The organism is Caulobacter sp. SSI4214 (assembly GCF_012184455.1).
GTDB lineage: Bacteria > Pseudomonadota > Alphaproteobacteria > Caulobacterales > Caulobacteraceae > Caulobacter > Caulobacter vibrioides_E.
In genome coordinates this window covers 38528-56430 of record NZ_SZWJ01000024.1, presented here as the reverse complement: position 1 = coordinate 56430, position 17903 = coordinate 38528, and the positions used below count along the sequence as shown (strand labels likewise).

At 68.1% G+C, this 17903-nt stretch carries 13 protein-coding genes and 1 pseudogene; 9 read left to right on the top strand and 5 right to left on the bottom strand.

All coding sequences use genetic code 11. The features are described 5' to 3' along the window. Positions 1 to 230: 230 nt before the first annotated feature. Both FCU40_RS23295 and FCU40_RS23290 read left to right on the top strand, forming a co-directional pair. Positions 231 to 434: pseudogene (locus FCU40_RS23295) on the top strand (cold-shock protein); the annotation flags it as partial. Positions 435 to 563: 129 nt separating this feature from the next. Next, on the top strand, positions 564 to 758 hold the full coding sequence (locus tag FCU40_RS23290) for a cold-shock protein (protein WP_035017693.1): 195 nt from the start codon (positions 564 to 566) through the stop codon (positions 756 to 758). Positions 759 to 870: 112 nt separating this feature from the next. Here FCU40_RS23290 and FCU40_RS09605 read toward each other — a convergent pair whose 3' ends face one another. Further along, a complete protein-coding gene (locus FCU40_RS09605; protein ID WP_168074596.1) occupies positions 871 to 3153 on the bottom strand; it encodes an NADP-dependent malic enzyme in 2283 nt (760 codons plus the stop codon). 346 nt (positions 3154 to 3499) lie between these two features. Between FCU40_RS09605 and uraH the strand changes: the two genes are divergently transcribed. From uraH to guaD, 5 genes are all read left to right on the top strand, one after another. Next, complete coding sequence (gene uraH / locus FCU40_RS09600) at positions 3500 to 3847, top strand: hydroxyisourate hydrolase (protein ID WP_168074594.1); 348 nt, start codon at positions 3500 to 3502, stop codon at positions 3845 to 3847. Next, positions 3847 to 5289 carry a xanthine dehydrogenase small subunit gene (xdhA, locus tag FCU40_RS09595; RefSeq protein ID WP_168074593.1) on the top strand — a complete coding sequence of 481 codons (1443 nt, stop codon included), beginning with the start codon at positions 3847 to 3849 and terminating at the stop codon, positions 5287 to 5289. The genes uraH and xdhA overlap by 1 nt, the downstream gene beginning before the upstream one ends. Before the next feature lie 19 nt (positions 5290 to 5308). Beyond that, positions 5309 to 7627: a xanthine dehydrogenase molybdopterin binding subunit gene (xdhB, locus tag FCU40_RS09590; protein WP_168074602.1), complete on the top strand. Its 2319-nt coding sequence runs from the start codon at positions 5309 to 5311 to the stop codon at positions 7625 to 7627. A gap of 161 nt (positions 7628 to 7788) precedes the next feature. Beyond that, entirely contained in the window at positions 7789 to 8802 is a 1014-nt protein-coding gene (xdhC, locus tag FCU40_RS09585; RefSeq protein WP_168074592.1) for a xanthine dehydrogenase accessory protein XdhC, read from the top strand. Next, on the top strand, positions 8789 to 10093 hold the full coding sequence (gene guaD / locus FCU40_RS09580; RefSeq protein ID WP_168074591.1) for a guanine deaminase: 1305 nt from the start codon (positions 8789 to 8791) through the stop codon (positions 10091 to 10093). The genes xdhC and guaD overlap by 14 nt, the downstream gene beginning before the upstream one ends. Positions 10094 to 10190: 97 nt before the next feature. Here the strand turns inward: guaD and FCU40_RS09575 are convergent, their stop codons facing one another. Genes FCU40_RS09575 through FCU40_RS09560 form a run of 4 tightly spaced genes read right to left on the bottom strand, consistent with a single transcriptional unit; the run spans position 10191 to position 13194 of the window. Then, entirely contained in the window at positions 10191 to 11162 is a 972-nt protein-coding gene (locus tag FCU40_RS09575) for a nucleoside hydrolase (protein WP_168074590.1), read from the bottom strand. A gap of 21 nt (positions 11163 to 11183) precedes the next feature. Beyond that, entirely contained in the window at positions 11184 to 11588 is a 405-nt protein-coding gene (gene hpxZ, locus FCU40_RS09570; RefSeq protein ID WP_168074589.1) for an oxalurate catabolism protein HpxZ, read from the bottom strand. Continuing rightward, entirely contained in the window at positions 11585 to 12979 is a 1395-nt protein-coding gene (locus FCU40_RS09565) for an AtzE family amidohydrolase (protein ID WP_168074588.1), read from the bottom strand. The genes hpxZ and FCU40_RS09565 overlap by 4 nt, the downstream gene beginning before the upstream one ends. Next, positions 12976 to 13194, bottom strand: coding sequence for a hypothetical protein (locus FCU40_RS09560; protein WP_168074587.1), 219 nt, complete (start codon positions 13192 to 13194; stop codon positions 12976 to 12978). The genes FCU40_RS09565 and FCU40_RS09560 overlap by 4 nt, the downstream gene beginning before the upstream one ends. A gap of 220 nt (positions 13195 to 13414) precedes the next feature. Between FCU40_RS09560 and FCU40_RS09555 the strand changes: the two genes are divergently transcribed. Beyond that, positions 13415 to 14359, top strand: a complete 945-nt coding sequence (locus tag FCU40_RS09555) for an acetamidase/formamidase family protein (protein WP_168074586.1) — start codon at positions 13415 to 13417, stop codon at positions 14357 to 14359. Between the two features lie 266 nt (positions 14360 to 14625). Continuing rightward, positions 14626 to 17886 (top strand): cytochrome D1 domain-containing protein, encoded by a 3261-nt coding sequence (locus tag FCU40_RS23530; protein WP_168074585.1) that lies wholly within the window; start codon positions 14626 to 14628, stop codon positions 17884 to 17886. Positions 17887 to 17903: the final 17 nt, after the last annotated feature.

Here is a 17903-nt window from a genome sequence, read left to right as displayed (position 1 = left end):
GTCGCCCTCCTCGCCGCTCGGCAGGAGGGTTTTCTTGTCTAAAATGCAATTTTAAGTGGCGATTTTGCAACGCTCGTTGCCGGATGAGCGAATTTTTCGAGTTTAGACCGCCCTCAGCCTCTTTTTCTCCGCTCAAAGCCCATGGCGCTTGCGCCGGTTTTGCGTCATGACTTCCGTTGGAAGGACGCGGGCCGACTATCAGCCCGTCGATTGAGGTGTTTGAGGATAATATGGCGAACGGTGTCGTTAAGTGGTTCAACCCGGCCAAGGGCTTTGGCTTCATTCAGCCCGAGGACGGCGGCCAGGACGTGTTCGTCCACATCGCCGCGGTTGAACGCTCGGGTCTCTCGGGCCTGAACGAGGGTGATCAAGTCGCGTACGAACTGGAAGAAGATCGTCGCTCGGGCAAGACCTCGGCGGGTCAGCTGCGCGTGACGGGTCACGGCCCGGCTCCGGCCGGCGGCGGTCGCGGCGCTCCCCGTCCTTCGCGCGGCTTCGACAGCCCGCGTGGCGGCGGCGGCGGCGGTTTCTCGTCAGGCACCGGCGAAAGCGGCACGGGCGTCGTGAAGTGGTTCAACACCACCAAGGGCTTTGGCTTCATCCAGCCCGACAACGGCGGCGGCGATGTGTTCGTGCACATCTCGGCCGTTGAACGCGCCGGTCTGCGCGGCCTGAACGAAGGCCAGCAAGTCGGCTACGAGCTTGAACAGGACCGCCGCTCGGGCAAGACCTCGGCCGGCAACCTGCGCATCCTCTAAGATCGCGTCCCAAGGAAAAGGCCGCCCGAACGGACGGCCTTTTCAGAGGTTTTTGGAAGGCCCCGCCGATGCTGACGCGTCGGACGGGGCCTTTCTGCGTTTTCCGGAGGGCTTACGCCCCGGCGCGCTCGGACGCCGCCTGGTTCACCGCCAGGGCCGTCAGGTTGACGATGCCGCGCGCCGTGACATTGGGCGTCAGGACATGCAGCGGCTTGGCCATGCCCAAGAGGATCGGGCCCACCAGCAACGACTCCGTGGCGGCGCTGAGCAGGGTCAGGCCGATATTGGCGGCGTCCAGGGTCGGCATGACCAGCAGATTAGCCGAGCCCTTCAGCGGGCTGTCGGCGACCAGGCGGTCGCGCAGGTGCTGGGTCAGCGCGGCGTCGGCGTGCATTTCGCCGTCGACCTCCAGATCCGGCGCCTGACGCCGCAGCAGGGCCAGGGCCTCGCGCATCTTGCGCGCGGTCGGCGAGTTGCTGGCCCCGAACGACGAGTGCGAAAGCAGCGCGGCCTTGGGTGTCAAGCCAAAGCGCCTGACAGCCTCGGCGGCCAGCTGCGTGCATTCGGCGATCTGCTCGGCGGTCGGATCCACATTGACGTGGGTGTCGCAGAAGAACAGCGTGCCGTTGTCCAGGATCAGGGTCGACAGGGCGTAGACGCGGCTGACGTTCTCGCGACGCGGGATGATCGGCAGGGCGTAGGTCATGTGCTGCCACCAATCGCCGCTGCCGCCGACCAGCGCGGCCTCGACATAGCCCGAGAGCAGCAGCATCGAGGCGGCCACGGTCCGGCGTCCCTGGACGCGCCGCGCGGCGGCGATCGGCGGCACGCCCCGCCGGCCGACCAGACGTTGGTAGTCGAGCGCCAGCGGGTCGAACAGATCCTTGTCGTCATACGGATCGACGATCTCGACCGTCTCTCCGACGCGCAGGCGCAGACCCAGCTCCTCGATCTTGGCCTTGATCACCTCGCGCCGGCCGACCAGGACCGGCTTGGCTAGGCCCTCGTCGACGACGGTCTGGACGGCGCGCAGGATGCGTTCGTCCTCGGCCTCGGCATAGGCGACCTTGACCGGCGCCTTGCGGGCCCGTTCGAACACCGGCCGCATCAGCTGGCCCGAGCGGTAGACGAACAGCTCCAGTTCGCGGCGGTAGACATCGAAGTCGGCGATCGGGCGGGTGGCCACGCCGCTGTCCATCGCCGCCTTGGCCACCGCCGGCGCGATCTGCAGGATCAGGCGCGGGTCGAAGGGCTTGGGGATGATGTATTGCGCGCCGAACACCGGCGCGGCGCCGCCATAGGCCGATGCGACCACCTCGGAAGCCTCGGCGCGGGCCAACTCGGCGATCGCCTCGACCGCGGCGACCTTCATGGCCTCGTTGATCTCGGAGGCGCCGACGTCCAGCGCGCCGCGGAAGATAAACGGGAAGCAGAGGACGTTGTTGACCTGGTTGGGGTAGTCGCTGCGTCCGGTGGCCATGATGGCGTCGGGGCGCTGGGCCTGGACCAGCTCCGGCAGGATCTCCGGTTCCGGATTGGCCATGGCCAGGATCAGCGGGTTCGGCGCCAGCAAGGGCAGCCACTCGGCCTTGAAGACACGCGGGGCCGAGAGGCCCAGGAAGATGTCGGCGCCGGGAAGCACTTCGGGCAGGGTCCGGGCGTCGGTCTGGCGCGCGTAGCGGGCCATGTTTTCGGGCATGTCCGGTTCGCGACCGGCGTGCACCACGCCCTTGATGTCGGTCAGGGTGACGTTCTCGACCGGCAGGCCCATCGAGACCAGGAGGTCGACGCAGGCCAGGGCCGCCGCGCCGGCGCCCGAGGTGACAAGCTTGACGTCCTTCAGCGCCTTGCCCTGCACGAGCAGCGCGTTGCGGACGGCGGCCGCGCAGACGATGGCGGTGCCGTGCTGGTCGTCGTGGAAGACCGGAATGTTCATCCGCTCGCGCAGGGCGCGCTCGATGATGAAGCACTCGGGGGCCTTGATGTCCTCGAGATTGACGCCGCCGAAGGTGGGCTCCAGGGCCGCGACGGTCTCAATGAAGCGGTCGGGATCCTTGGCGTCGACCTCGATGTCGAACACGTCGATGCCGGCGAATTTCTTGAAGAGGACGGCCTTGCCTTCCATCACCGGCTTGGACGCCAGGGGGCCGATGTCGCCCAGGCCCAGCACGGCGGTGCCGTTCGAGATCACGGCCACCAGGTTGCCGCGCGCGGTGTAGTCGCGGGCGAGGTCCGGGTTCTCGGCGATCGCCACGCAAGGCGCCGCGACGCCGGGCGAATAGGCGAGGGCGAGATCGCGTTGGGTGGCCATCCGCTTGGTGGCCTCGATCGTCAGTTTCCCGGGGCGCGGCAGGCGGTGATAGTCCAACGCCGCCTTGCGGAAATCCTCGTCCATTCGGTGTTCCTCTTAGACCATTCTGCGCGCGCGTCGCGCGCCCGTCTCGTTCGCGGACCGTCAAAGGGTCTAGCTACCGGGGATGAGCCGTTTTTCCAACCCTGAGCGCCCGAAGCGTCGATCAAATTATGGTAGCGGTAACATTTCTTGAGGGCGCCCCGATGTCCGAGATGTGCCGCGAAGGGGCGCGCAAGTAATAAATCTATTATATAGTGCCCGCGCTTCGGGCGCCTGCCGCCGCCTTCCTTGGCGCTTCTCCTTCCAGCGCGACCAAGCGGGGCAAGGCGCTGGACAGGGCGCCCGGAGCGACCGAGCATCGCGGGACGAGACGATCAGAGGGCTGAGCATGACGGGACTGACCACGCATATCCTTGACCAGGCCGTCGGCAAACCGGCGGCGGGGGTCCGGGTGAGCGTGTCCCGACGCGACGGGGACGTCGTCACGCGGCTGGCGGAATTCCGCACCGACTCGGACGGCCGTGCGCGGCTTATCGCCCCCGAAGACTTTCAGGTCGGGGCCTACCGCCTGGAATTCGCCATCGGCGACCACTTCAAGGCGTCGGGCCTGCCGGTGGCCGATCCGCCGTTCCTGGATGTGGTGGTCATCGACTTCGCCGCGTCGAGCGTCGACCGGCATTGGCATGTGCCGCTGCTGGTCTCGCCGTATGGCTATTCCACCTACCGGGGCAGCTGATGGGCGAGACGATCCGGTTCCTGCTGGATGGAGAGGCGCGGGAGGTCCATGGGGCCAACCCGACGACGACCTTGCTGGAACACCTGCGCGGACCGATGCGGCGCACCGGAACCAAGGAAGGCTGCGCCGAGGGCGACTGCGGGTCGTGCACGGTGCTGGTCGGCGAACCGGAGGGAGAGGGCGTCGCCTGGCGGGCCGTCAATGCCTGCATCCAGTTATTGCCCATGGTCCACGGCAAGGCCTTGATGACGGTCGAAAGCCTGGCCAAGAACGGCCAGCCGCATCCGGTGCAGCAGGCCATGGTTGACCGGCACGGATCGCAGTGCGGCTTCTGCACGCCGGGGATCGTGATGTCGCTGTATGCGCGGGCGATCGGCGCCAAGGGGGCGCGCGCGCCGGTCGGCGAGGTTTTGGCCGGAAACCTGTGCCGCTGCACCGGCTATGGTCCGATCATCGAGGTCGCCAACGGCTTGAGCGCCGAGGCCGCGCCGGAGGTTGATCTCTCCGCCGTGCGGGACGAGACGATGCTGACGCTGAGCTTCCAGGACGAGGTTCACGGCGTGACCCGGACCTGGCTGGCGCCGCGCACCGCGGACGAGCTGGCCCAGGCCTATCTGGAGTATCCGGACGCCACGATCGTGGCCGGCGCCACCGATGTCGGCCTCTGGGTGACCAAGCTGCGCAAGCCGTTACCGACGCTGATCAGCCTCTCCGAGGTCGCCGAGCTGAAGGCGCTGCGCGAGACCGAGGGGGGGCTGTGGATCGGCGCGGGCGTTCGCTATGTCGATGCGATCGCGGCCGTGGCCAAGCTCTACCCGGATCTCGGGGCCATGATGCGCCGGCTCGGCTCGACCCAGGTGCGCAACAGCGGCACCATCGGCGGCAATATCGCCAACGGCTCGCCGATCGGCGACATGCCGCCGGCCCTGATCGCGGCGGGGGCGCGACTGGTTCTGCGTCGGGGCGGCGAGCGCCGCGAGATGGCGCTGGAAGCGTTTTTCCTCGATTACGGCAAGCAGGATCGCCGGCCCGGCGAATTCGTCGAGGCGGTGATCGCGCCTCGTCTGGACGTGGGACGGATTTTCAAGGTCTTCAAGCTGTCCAAGCGTTTCGACCAGGATATCTCGGCGGTGTGCGGCGCCTTCTCGCTGTTGGTCGAGGACGGCGTGGTCCGCGACGCCCGGGTCGCGTTCGGGGGCATGGCCGGCACGCCCAAGCGCGCCCAGGCCTGCGAGGCCGCGCTTATCGGCAAGCCTTGGACCGAGGCGACGGTCGAGGCGGCGATGGGCGCGCTGGACGCCGACTATACGCCGATGAGCGACATGCGCGCCTCGGCGGCCTACCGGTCGCTGGCGGCGCGGAACATGCTGCGCAAGGTGCTCCTGGAGAGCCAGGACCCCGGCGCCGAAACCCGCATTGTCCCGGAGAGCGCGCATGGCTGACTCCGCGGCGACGACATCGATGATCGAGACCGCGCCGGTTCGCGGCGTGCACGCGGCTTTGCCGCATGACAGCGCCGCGCGTCATGTGTCGGGCTCGGCGATCTATATCGACGACCTGCCCGAGCCGGCCGGCTTGCTGCATGTGGCGTTTGGTCTGAGCGCCAAGGCCCGCGCCAGGATCGCGCGGATGGACCTGTCCGCCGTCCGCGCCGCGCCAGGGGTGGTTCTGGTGCTGAGCGCCGAGGACGTGCCTGGCGAGAACGACGTCAGCCCCGTCATCCACGACGATCGCCTATTCGCCGACGGCGAGGTCTATTGCGTGGGGCAAAGCCTGTTCGCGGTCGCCGCGACGTCGCTGTCCGCCGCTCGCGCCGCCGCGACCAAGGCCGTGGTCGAGTATGAGGATCTGCCCGCCGCCATCGACATCGCCGCCGCCCGCGCGATGGACCTAAAGATCGAAGCCAGCCAGCGGATGGCGCGCGGCGACGCCCAGGGCGCCCTGGCCAGCGCGCCGCGCCGGGCGCGGGGCCGGTTCGTGATCGGCGGCCAAGACCACTTCTATCTCGAGGGCCAGATCGCCCTGGCGACGCCGCGCGAGGACGGCGACGTCCATGTGTGGTCCTCGACCCAGCACCCCACCGAGGTGCAGCACCTGATCGCCCGCGTGCTGGGCAAGCCCGACCATTGCGTGACGGTCGAGGTGCGCCGCATGGGCGGAGGCTTTGGGGGCAAGGAGACGCAGGCGTCGCTGTTCGCCGCCGCCGCCGCCCTGGTCGCCGTCAAAACCGGGCGGCCCGCCAAGTGTCGTCCCGATCGCGACGAGGACATGATCATGACCGGCAAGCGGCATGACTTCGAGGTCGTCTATAACGTCGGCTTCGAGGACGACGGCCGGCTGACGGGCCTGTCACTGGAGCTGGCGTCGCGTTGCGGCGCGACGACCGACCTGTCGCCGGCGATCAACGACAGGGCGATGTTCCACGCCGACAACGCCTACTTCCTGCCGGCGGTCGAGATCCTATCGCATCGCTATCGAACCCATACGGTGTCGAATACGGCCTTCCGGGGCTTTGGCGGGCCGCAGGGCATGATCGCCATCGAGCGGGTGATGGACGCCGTGGCCGCCGCTGTCGGCATCGACCCGCTGGAGGTGCGCCGCCGCAATCTCTATGGCGGCGAGGGACGCGACCTGACGCCCTATGGTCAGGTGGTGGAGGACAATGTCGCGCCGCAACTGATCGACGAGCTGGCCGCGTCCTGCGCCTACGAGACGCGCCGCCGCGAGATCGAGGCTTTCAACGCCGCCAGCCCCGTGCTGAAGAAGGGCATCGCCCTGACGCCGGTGAAGTTCGGCATCTCGTTCACGACCACTCACCTGAACCAGGCGGGCGCGCTGCTGCACCTCTACGCCGACGGCTCGATCATGCTGAACCACGGCGGGACCGAGATGGGGCAGGGGCTGAACGTCAAGATCGCCCAGATCGTCGCCCAGGCCTTCCAGGTCGACGTGGCGCGGGTGAAGATCACCTCGACCGTCACCGACAAGGTGCCCAACACCTCGGCCACCGCCGCCTCGTCGGGCGCGGACCTGAACGGCATGGCGGCCTTGAACGCGGCCGAGACCATCAAGGCGCGGCTGGTCGCCTTCGCCGCCGAAAAATGGGGCGTCGCGCCCGACGCGGTGGCCTTCACGCCGGACGGCGTCCGCGTGGGGGCAGAGACTTTCGAGTTCGGCGGGTTCATTCGTCAGGCCTACCTGGCGCGGATTTCGCTGTCGGCGACTGGCTTCTACGCAACGCCCAAGATCCATTACGACCGCGCGACCCACACCGGTCGGCCCTTCTACTATTTCGCCTATGGGGCGGCTTGCAGCGAGGTGCTGATCGACACCCTGACCGGCGAGATGAAGGTCACGCGCGCCGACATCCTGCACGACGTCGGCAAGTCGCTGAATCCGGCCATCGACCTTGGCCAGATCGAGGGCGGCTTCGTTCAGGGCATGGGCTGGCTGACGACCGAGGAGCTGGTCTACGACGCCCAAGGCCGCCTGCGGACCCACGCGCCCTCGACCTACAAGATTCCCACCTGCGGCGACCGGCCGGCGCATCTGGACGTGCGGCTCTGGAGGGCCGGGCGCAATGTCGAGGCGACCGTGCACCGCTCCAAGGCCGTCGGCGAGCCCCCCTTGATGCTGGCGATCTCGGTGCACAGCGCGATCAACCACGCGGTGGCGAGCCTGGGCGATTATCGGGTGTTCCCCGACCTGAACGCGCCGGCGACTCCCGAGGCGATCCTGATGGCCTGCGAGGATGTTCGGAGGCGGGCGCATGACGCGTAAGCTTCTTTTCTCCGACCTCCCCGGCGAACGCCGGAGCCCAGATTCATTCGGAGAGTTTGGGATGCTCTCGCCCATAGCCATTGCGACACGCGCAATCACCTGCGGGTTCGATCTGGGCCCCGGCATTCGCCGGGGAAGTCGGTCTCTAAGGAGACGCGCCGATGCGTAACTGGGCCCGCGCCGCGCTCGCTCGCCTCGACGCTCACGACGAGGCCGCGCTGGTCACCGTCCTCGCCACCGAGGGCTCGGCGCCGCGCGAAGCCGGGACCAAGATGGTTGTCTGGCGAGGGGGCCAGGACGGCACGATCGGCGGCGGCAATCTGGAGTACCGCGTGGCCGACCAGGCGCGGCGGATGCTGGACGTCCCTCAGACCCAGTTCGCGATCCAGGACTATCCGCTGGGGCCGCTGCTGGCGCAGTGCTGTGGGGGGCGGGTGCGTCTGTTCCTCGAGCGCCTGAACGACAACAGCCGCGACTGGCTGACCGAGGCCGCCCAGCGCATGGACGCGGCCCAGCCGTTCGAGGTCCGCACGCGCTTCGAGCCTGGCGCCCTGAGCAAGAGCATCGCGCCGATTCTGAGCGCTCGCGACGCCGCCCCCGTCACCCTGGCGGGAGGACCGGCCAGCGCGCGCGGGCCTCGCCCCGCGCCAGGCGACGAACTGGTCGAGCGCGCCGACGCGCCGCGTCCGCCGCTGCTGCTGTTCGGCGCCGGCCATGTCGGCCATGCGATCGCCCGGGCCTTCGAGCCGCTGCCGTTCCAGCTCTTCTGGTACGACACCCGCCCCGAGACCGACGACCTTCCCGGCGTCAGCGTGCTGTCGCCGGCCGAGATGGCCGCCAAAGCCATGGGCGCGGATCCCGACGCCTTCGGCCTGGTGCTGACGCACGATCACGCCCTCGACTACGCCCTGGTCTCGGCCGGCTTGGCGGGCGGGGGCTTTTCGTATTTCGGGGTCATCGGCTCGAAGACCAAGCGCGCCCGTTTCATGCGGCGGTTACGCGATGATGGTTTCTCGGAGGCCGCGCTGACCCGCCTGACCTGTCCCATCGGTCTGCCTCACCTGAAGAGCAAGGCGCCGGAAGTGATCGCGGTCTCGGTGGCGGCCGATCTCTTGATGCGCCAGGAGGCGGCGCGCGTTCGAAACGACGAAGGCCTGATCCGTGCAAGCTTATAGAGGGTCCATTCTCCACCTGCTGGAGGATCCGACCAAGACGACGAACGCGGAGGCGGTGGCCTTCCACGAGGACGGCCTGCTGCTGGTCGAGGGCGGCCGCGTGGCCGGCTGCGGCCCCTACGCCGACCTGGCACCCTGGCTGGGCGGCGCTGAACTGACGGACCTGACCGGCCATCTGATCACGCCGGGCTTTATCGACACGCACATCCATTTCCCGCAGATCGACGTCATCGCCGCGCACGGCAAGCAGCTGCTGGACTGGCTGGAGCAACACACCTTCCCGGCCGAGGCGGCCTTCGCCGATCCTAAGCACGCGGCGGACGCGGCGGCGTTCTTCCTCGACGAGCTGCTGCGCAACGGCACGACCACGGCGCTGGTGTTCGGTTCGGTGCACAAGGTCTCGGTCGACGCCCTGTTCGCCGAGGCCTATGCGCGCGACATGCGCCTGATCGCCGGCAAGGCGCTGATGGACCGCAACGCGCCGGAAGGACTTACCGATACGGTCGAGACCAGCCGCGCCGACATGGAGGCGCTGATCGCCGACTGGCACGGCAAGGGGCGGCTCGGCTACGCCGTGACGCCGCGCTTCGCCATCAGTTGCAGCGACGCGCAACTGGCCATGGCCGGCGAGGTCCTGGCCCAGCGTCCCGACGTCTGGATGCAGACCCACCTCGCCGAGAACCTGCACGAGATCAAAGAGACCGCGCGGCTGTTTCCCAAGGCCCGGGACTATCTGGACGTCTATGACGGCTTCGGGCTTCTGCGGAAACGCTCGGTCTTCGCCCACTGCGTCCACCTGAAGGGCGACGCCTTCCGGCGGCTGGCGGCCAAGGACGGGGCGGTGGCCTTCTGCCCGACCTCGAACCTGTTCCTCGGCTCGGGTCTCTTTCCCCTGGAGGAGGCGTGCTCGCACGGGGTCAAGGTCGGCGTCGGCACCGACGTCGGGGCCGGTACGACCTTCTCGATCCTCCACACCCTGGGGGAGGCCTACAAGGTCGGCCAACTGCGGGACGACGCGCTGGATCCGTTCCACGCCCTTTACCTGGCGACGCTGGGCGGCGCGCGGGCGCTGGATCTGGACGACAAGATCGGCAACCTGTCGCCGGGCAAGGAAGCCGACTTCGTGGTGCTGGACCTGGCCGCGACGCCGCTGATGGCGCGGCGGCTGGCGGGCGCCAAGACCCTGGAGGACAAGCTGTTCGCCCTGACCGTGCTGGCCGACGATCGCGTCGTGGCGCGGACCTATCTGGCGGGCGTGGAGCGGTATCGGGCCGTGCGAGCCCCCACCTGACCTCGTTACGCGAGGTCTGTCCGCCCCCAGACGGGGGCGGAGGACAACTCCTCCCCCGTCTGGGGGAGGGGGACCGCCGAACGGCGGTGGAGGGGGCTTACCCCTGCGCCACCGTCATCGTCTCGGCGTACAGCTTCAGCAACCGCGTCCCGTCCACGGCGACCGTGACCGCCTGGATCGGCTGGTCGTCCCACGCGCTGGGGCCGAACAGTTCGCCCTCGACCTTCTGGCAGGTCTGACCCAGGGCGACGCCCTCGGTCACCACGCGCACCGAGCCGCGCCGCACCGTGAACAGCGTCGGGTCGATCACGAAGGCCGCCGCCGCCGCGTCGTGGACGCAGCAGCCGACGATGCCGTCGCGGCCGCCGTAGAACGCCGCGTAGGGCTTGGAGATCGCGTTCAGGAACACGCCGACATCGCCGCCGCTGGCCGCCAGGGCGTCCATATAGTCCGGCGACATCACCACCTGGGTCGTCACGTCCAGGCTGACGGCGGTCAGGTTCCAGGGCGCGGTGAAGACCTGATCGGCGGCCTCGGGGTCGTTCCAGATATTGGCCTCGGCCACGGGCGTGACATTGCCCGGCTTGCCGGCCACGCCGAACGCGCCGCCCATGATCACCACGGACTTCAGCAGGGTGGCGACCTCCGGATCGGCCCGCAGCGCCAGGGCGAGATTGGTCAGGGGGCCGACGGCGCACAGCACCACCTCACCGGGATACTGGCGGGCCAGGTCGATGATCGCCTGGTGGGCGGGCTTGGCCTCGGGCTCGGCGGCGACGAGGCCGGTCAGCTCGACATCGCCCAGGCCGTTCTCGCCATGCACGAAGGTCGGGGAGGGGTTGCGCGGCCGGGTCAGCGGCTTGTCCGTCCCCTTGTAGACCGGCGCCTTGATGCCGAAGCGCTGCTTCAGATAGAGCGCGTTGCGGGTCGTGGTTTCGATGTCGGAATTGCCGAAGATGGTCGTCACGGCGATCAGGTCGAGGGCGGGGCTCGCCTCGATGAACAGCAGCGCCATCGCGTCGTCGATGCCGGGATCGGTGTCGAAGATGATCTTGGTGGGGTTCGTCATTCCGGGGCTGTAGCGCTTTTCTCAGGTCGAGGCGAGGCGCTGATCCGCGCCGGCCTGCATCAGGGAGACGTGGGCCGAGGCGACCTTCCAGCCGTCGCGGGTGCGGATCCAAGTCTGGCTCTGGCGGCCGATCATGCCGGTGTCGTCGCGGCGAAACGCGACGTTGGCGACGGCGAAGTCCGAGCCGAAGGTGGTGATCTCGGTGCGCAGGCGCGTGCGCGGGGGCGAGCCGCCGGTCCGGCCGACGCGAAAGGCGGCGATCTCGGCGAAGCCCCAGAGGTTCTCGGCCACGCCCAGACGCACCGTGTGCGGCGAATTCCAGAAGGCGTCGTCCAGCGCCGCGACGTCGTTGGCCATCAGCGCGGCCTCGTAGGCGTCGACGGCGTCGGTGACTTCGGAGAGGACGTTGGGATCATTGACGATCACGGGGCGCCTTTCGGGGGATGGGCGGCGACCACGCCGTCGCGTTGCAGGCGCAAGGCCGCGGCGAAGGCCAGGTCCTCGCGCCAGGGTGGGGCGATGATCTGCACGCCGACCGGCAACTGGCCCGGCCGGTTCACGGGCGCGGCGACCACCGGCAGGCCGATGAAGCTGATCGGCTGGGTGAAGGCGCCGAGGTTCTTGCGCACCGAGACGGGGACCCCGCCCATCTCCATGGTCGCCTGACCGATCGGCGGGGCGGGGCAGACCGATGACGGGGCCAGCAGGATGTCGAAGCGCTGGAAGGCCTCGCGGACCTCATCGCGGAAGATCGTGCGGAACCGCCGCGCCGCCTCATGGACGCCCTTCGGCAACAGAGCGCCGGCCAGCAGGCGGTCGCGGACGGCGGGGTCGTAGTCCAGCGCGCGGGAGGCCAGATCATCGCGATGCAGTTCGGCGCCTTCGAAGGCGGTCAGGCAGAAGGCGGCGGCGCGGGCCGCCTGGGCGCCGGCAAGCTCCACTGGAGCGGCTTCGGCGAAGGCGTCGGCGACCCGGTTCAGGGCGCCCAGCACCTCGGGAAACGCGCCTTGCTGGAACCAGCCGCCCAGCACGCCGACGCGCAAGGGGCGCTCGGCCAGGTCTTCGAGGCGGCCGCTCAAGGGCTCGGCGGCCCGAACGCACAGCGCGTCGCCCTCGGGATCGGGACCCTGCAGGACGTCGTAGGCGAGCGCCAAATCCTCGACCGAGCGCGCGAACGGCCCGACATGATCCAGGCTCTCGACGAACGGAAAGACGCCCTGGCGCGACAGTCGACCATAGGTGGGCTTGAGGCCGAAGACGCCGCACAGGCTGGCCGGAATGCGGATCGAGCCATTGGTGTCCGAGCCCAGGGTCAGCGGAACCAGCCCCGCCGCCACGGCCGCCGCTGAACCGCCCGACGAGCCTCCCGCGATCCGGTTGGGGTCATGCGGGTTGCGGGCAGGGCCGTCATGGGCGTTCTCGGTGACGAAGCCGTAGGCGAACTCGTCCATATTCAGCGCGCCGATCAGGATCGCCCCCGCGGCGGTCAGGCGTCGCACCAGGGTCGCGTCGCGCGACGGCGGCGCGGCGGCGCGGCGGATCTTCGAGCCCGCCAGGGTGGGCAGGCCTTCGATATCGAACAGGTTCTTCACGGCCACCGGGACGCCGGCCAGCGGTCCGACGGGACGGCCAGCGGCGAGGTCGGCGTCGACCGCGTCGGCGGCGACCAGGGCGCGGGCGTGCGTGACGGCTGTGAACGCGTTGATCCCGCCGTCCAGCCGTTGGATGCGCGACAGGGTGGCCTCGGTCACCGATCGGGCGGTGACGCGGCCCGCGCGGACCTCGCCGGCGATCTCGACGACGCTGGGGAAGCTCACGGCTGGAACGTCTCAGGCGGCTCGCCGGCTCGGTCGCCCAAGGCGGCGACGAACAGGGCCGTCTGGCTCTTCAGCAGGGCGATGTTGTCAATCACGCCGGGCAGGGCCTCGGCGGGGATCGAAAGCTCCAGCGCGGCGGCGCGGGCCGCGGTCCAGGGACCCGCCTCGGCGTCTCCGAGATTGAGGAAGGCTTCCGTCTCCATATCGAGCGCCATGCGGCTAGGCTCCGTAAGTAAGAAAAAACTTCATACACCCAGGTTCGCCGGATGCGCCAGCCCAGCTTGGCCTCGGCGGCTCCAGCGCCCAAGCGGGCGTCATTCGCGGCGCGGATCGCCCGCTTGGCGGGCAGTGGCGGCGCGAGCGCGGCGTCCGCGCCGGCGCGAGCTTGGCTCGTCGGGGAAGTCACGCGAGAGCATCAGGTAAGAGAAGGCTTACTTGATGACGCATCACCGACTGGCTTCCACGCCCGACACCATCCGCTTTGGCATGTTCGACGCGGCCTTCGATCCCGTGCTGACCATCGCTTCGGGCGATAGCGTCACCTTCGAGTGCGTGTCCGGCGGCGTCGAGGTGATGCCGCCGCCCGGCTCGCCCCACGCCGTTCCGCCCGCGCTCCAGGCGATCCACGCCAGCGACCCGCCGCGCATCGGTCCGCACATCCTGACCGGCCCGGTCGCCATCGTCGGCGCCGAGCCCGGCGACACGCTGGAGGTGCGGATCGAGGCGATCGAGCCCAACAACGACTGGGGCTACTGCGCCGTGCGCCCGCTGGCCGGCACGATTCCGGAGGATTTCCCCGACCGTTATGTCAGCCACATCGCCGTCGATCGGGCGCGGAGCGTCTGCAAGCCCGACTGGGGGCCGGAACTGCCGCTGGCGCCGTTCTTCGGCACCATGGGCGTCGCCCCGCCCGCCCGGTATGGCCGTCTCTCCAGCCGCGAGCCGCGCGAGCATGGCGGCAACATGGACAACAAGGAACTGGTCGCCGGCTCGACCCTCTTCCTGCCGGTCTGGGTTCCGGGCGCGAACTTCTCGGTCGGCGACGGCCACGGGCGACAGGGCGACGGCGAGGTCTGCGTCAACGCTCTGGAAATGGGCCTGACGGGGACCTTCACCTTCATGCTGCACAAAGGCGCGTCGCTGGCCTGGCCCCGCGCCGAGACGCCGACCCACTATATCCTGATGGGCTTCAACGAGGATCTGGACCTGGCCATGAAACAGGCCTTGCGCCAGACGATCGACTTCATCGTCGCCCGCTCGGCCCTGACCCGCGTCCAGGCCTATCAGTTCTGTTCGCTGGCCGTGGACTTCCGCGTGACCCAGACCGTCAATGGCGAGAAGGGCGTCCACGCCCTGCTGAAGAAGGGCCTGCTGTTCTGACATTCTCCACCTGGGCGCGCGCCAGGCCCTCTCGCGAAGGCCGTCGCGAAGGTTGAACGTCGCGGCGCCGTCTCGGTCGAGACCTGTGCCAACCCGAGCCGACTTCCCTTGCCGCGTAAGGAATTTCGATCTCGATGCGGGACAACCTCCGCGTCGGGACCTGTCCTTCGTGGTTAATTCTCCCGTAAAAGCTGAATGCCTTTCGGCGCCGCCCTTGCAGGCGATAGATCACGCTTTAGTTGAAGGCTTGGGTTGGGGAACTCGAAATGGAACTGCACGGCACGAACGGCGCGGACACCCTGACGGGCGGCCCGGGCGACGACACGCTCTACGGCTTCGCCGGCAACGATACGCTGTACGGCGGCAAGGGCGACGACGTGCTGGCGGGCAACGAGGGCAACGACAAGCTCTACGGCGGCGAGGGCGACGACTACCTGCTGGGCGGGCCCGGCGACGATCTGCTGGACGGCGGTCCCGGCAACGACTGGGCGTCCTACGAGGACGCGACCTCGGGCGTGACGGTCAATCTGAACCTGACCGGTCCGCAGAACACCGGCGGCGGCGGCAAGGACACCCTGGTCTCCATCGAGAACCTGTACGGCTCGCCCTATAACGACGTCCTGACCGGCGACGCCCACGACAACATGATCGTCGGCGGCGCGGGCAATGACACCCTCTATGGCGGCGGCGGCAACGACACCCTGTGGGGCGGCGCGGGCAACGACACGCTGGATGGCGGCGACGGCGACGACTACCTGGTCGGCGGCGCGGGCGACGACGTTCTCAAGGGCGGGAAGGGCAGCGACTGGGCGTCCTACGAGGACGCGACCTCGGGCGTCACCGTCGACCTGACCAAGACCGGGCCGCAGGACACCGGCGGCGCGGGCAAGGACACGCTGATCAGCATCGAGAACCTTTACGGCAGCAAGTACGACGATGTCCTGACCGGCGACGGTGGCGACAACTACCTGTGGGGCGGCGAGGGCAACGACAAGCTTTATGGCGGCGCGGGCGACGACCACCTGTCGGGCGGTCCGGGCGTCAATGTCATCGACGGCGGCCAGGGCTTCGACACGGTGGACTATGCGTTCGCCGACAAGGGCATGGTCGTCGACCTGTCGAAGGGCACGGCGACCGGCGGGGCCACCGACACCCTGGTGTCGATCGAGGCCGTGATGGGCTCGACCCACGACGACGTCATCACCGGCAACGACGCCGAGAACTATCTGTTCGGCGACGCGGGCAATGACGTGCTCTACGCCGTCGGCGGCAACGATACCCTGGACGGCGGCGACGGCAACGACATCCTGCGGGGCAGCTTCCATAAGCCGGGCGACATCCTGCTCGGCGGCGCGGGCGACGACCTGGTCATCGTGTTCACGGGGCCGGGCAGCGAGGGCGTCACGACCGTCGATGGCGGCTCGGGCAACGACACCCTGCTATTCTCGTCGGGGCAGGACATCACCTTCGACCTGCGGGTCACGACCGATCAGGTGGTCTCGCCCGGCGTCCACATGGTCGTGCAGAACATCGAGAACGTCACCGGCGGCGCGGGCAATGACCACCTGACCGGCGACGCGGGCAATAACGTGATCAACGGCGGCGCGGGGAACGACGTCCTCGACGGCGGCGCCGGCTTCGATATCGCCTCCTACGAAGGCGGTCCGGCCGTGCGGGTGGACCTGTCGAAGACCGGCCCGCAGGACACCCACGGCGCCGGGATCGACACCCTGATCAATTTCGAGGGCCTGAAGGGCTCCAGCCTGGGCGACATCCTGATCGGCGACGCCAAGGACAACACCCTGGAAGGCGGCGCGGGCGACGACATCCTCGATGGCGGCGCCGGCGTCGACACCGCGATCTTCACGGGCGCTTCCACGGACTACACCTGGACCAAGAACGCCAACGGCACGTGGACCGTGAAGGGTCTCGACGGCGTCGACACCCTGCTGAACATCGAGAAGCTACAGTTCAACGACAAGACCGTGACCCTGCCGTCCTCGGATGCGACGGTGACGGTGGATGATGTCGTGAAACCCGTCGTCATTGCCTCGTCCGACCATGCCTTCGTCGACGCGGTTTTCTCGCCGAACGGACGCACAGCCTATGTTTCAGACAAGGACGGCTACATCTCGGCGATTGATACGACGACTGGCGAGGTGCGCGCGCACGTGAAGGTGGGGACGAACCTGGGCGGCATGGACGTCTCGGCCGACGGGCGCTACTTGGTCGCGACCGAAGGCAAGATCGAGACCGTCTCCGTGTCGCCCGGCGATGCGTCGCAGGCGACCATCACGGTTCACGTACTCGATCTGCAGACCGGCCTGGTCAAGGACTACGCCACCAGCGCAACGGGTACGGATCGGGAATTCACCGACGCCGCGTTCCTGGCCAATGGCCAGATCGTCTTGGCCCAGGCCTCAAGCATCACCCAGCTCACGCCCAAGTCCTTGAGCACCTTGGACCCGGCCACGGGCGTTTTTACTCATAGCGCGCAGACCTATCAGAGCGCAGTGCTGAGTGTGAGTAATGACCACCAGAAGGTATTGGTGGGGCCGACGAATCTTTTCGAAGCCCCGCTCGCCGTCCAGGCTTCCAGTATCGGTCAGACCGCCCAGGTCGGTGGTGTGACGGGCACCAATATGGGGGTCCAAGCGATTTCCAGCGCTAACGGACTGATCGCCCAATGGACGACCTTGCACAAGTTTACTGCCTACGACTCGTCGCTGAATGTGGTCGCCGACTTGGGTAAACTGCATCCCGAGATCGCAAGCGTCTATGGCATGGACTTCAGCGGCGACGGCCAGCATCTTTTCGTCGTTGATCAGGTGACCGACCGAGTTTTCGAGCTTTCGACCTCGACCTGGGATGTCGAGCATGTGTTCCGGATCGGACTCGATATCGATCCGGTGCTGAACAATAACGGCGCCATCAGTTACAGCTTCACAGGAAGCGCATATGGCGATCGCGTTTCTGTTAGCAACGATAGCGCGCGCTTAACGATCTTCACCGATTCCCAATTGGTGTCCGTGCCCGTTACCGCGATCGAGCTTGGCCAGGATATCGGAAAGCTCTATCGAGGCGGCGCTGGCAACGACATCCTGACCGGCGGTAGCGGTGATGATGTCATCATCGGCGGCAAGGGGGCTGATACCCTGACCGGCGGCGCAGGGGCGGACACCTTCCTGTTCAGCGTCGGTGACTCCTTGCCCACGGATTCCCTGGGTGCGGGTGTGACCGTCATTACGGATTTCGAAAGTAAGGACGCCATCCGTTTCCTGGGTAAGGACCTGCCAATGAGTTTTGGAGCTTATTCGGCGGGGAGCTTTCAAGACGCCCAGTCCCTCGCGGACTATTTCCTCCACGTTCCCGGTTACCACCAGCTCTACGTGGCGATCCAGGTGCGAGGCGACACCTACCTCTTCGCGGGGCAGAGCGTCGACTCGTCGGCGCCGGCGCTGGAGAACGTGATCAAGTTGGCCGGCGTGTCGGCGCAAACGCTCAGCATCGACAACTTCTTCCACTAGCGCGCCTTCGCAGCCGA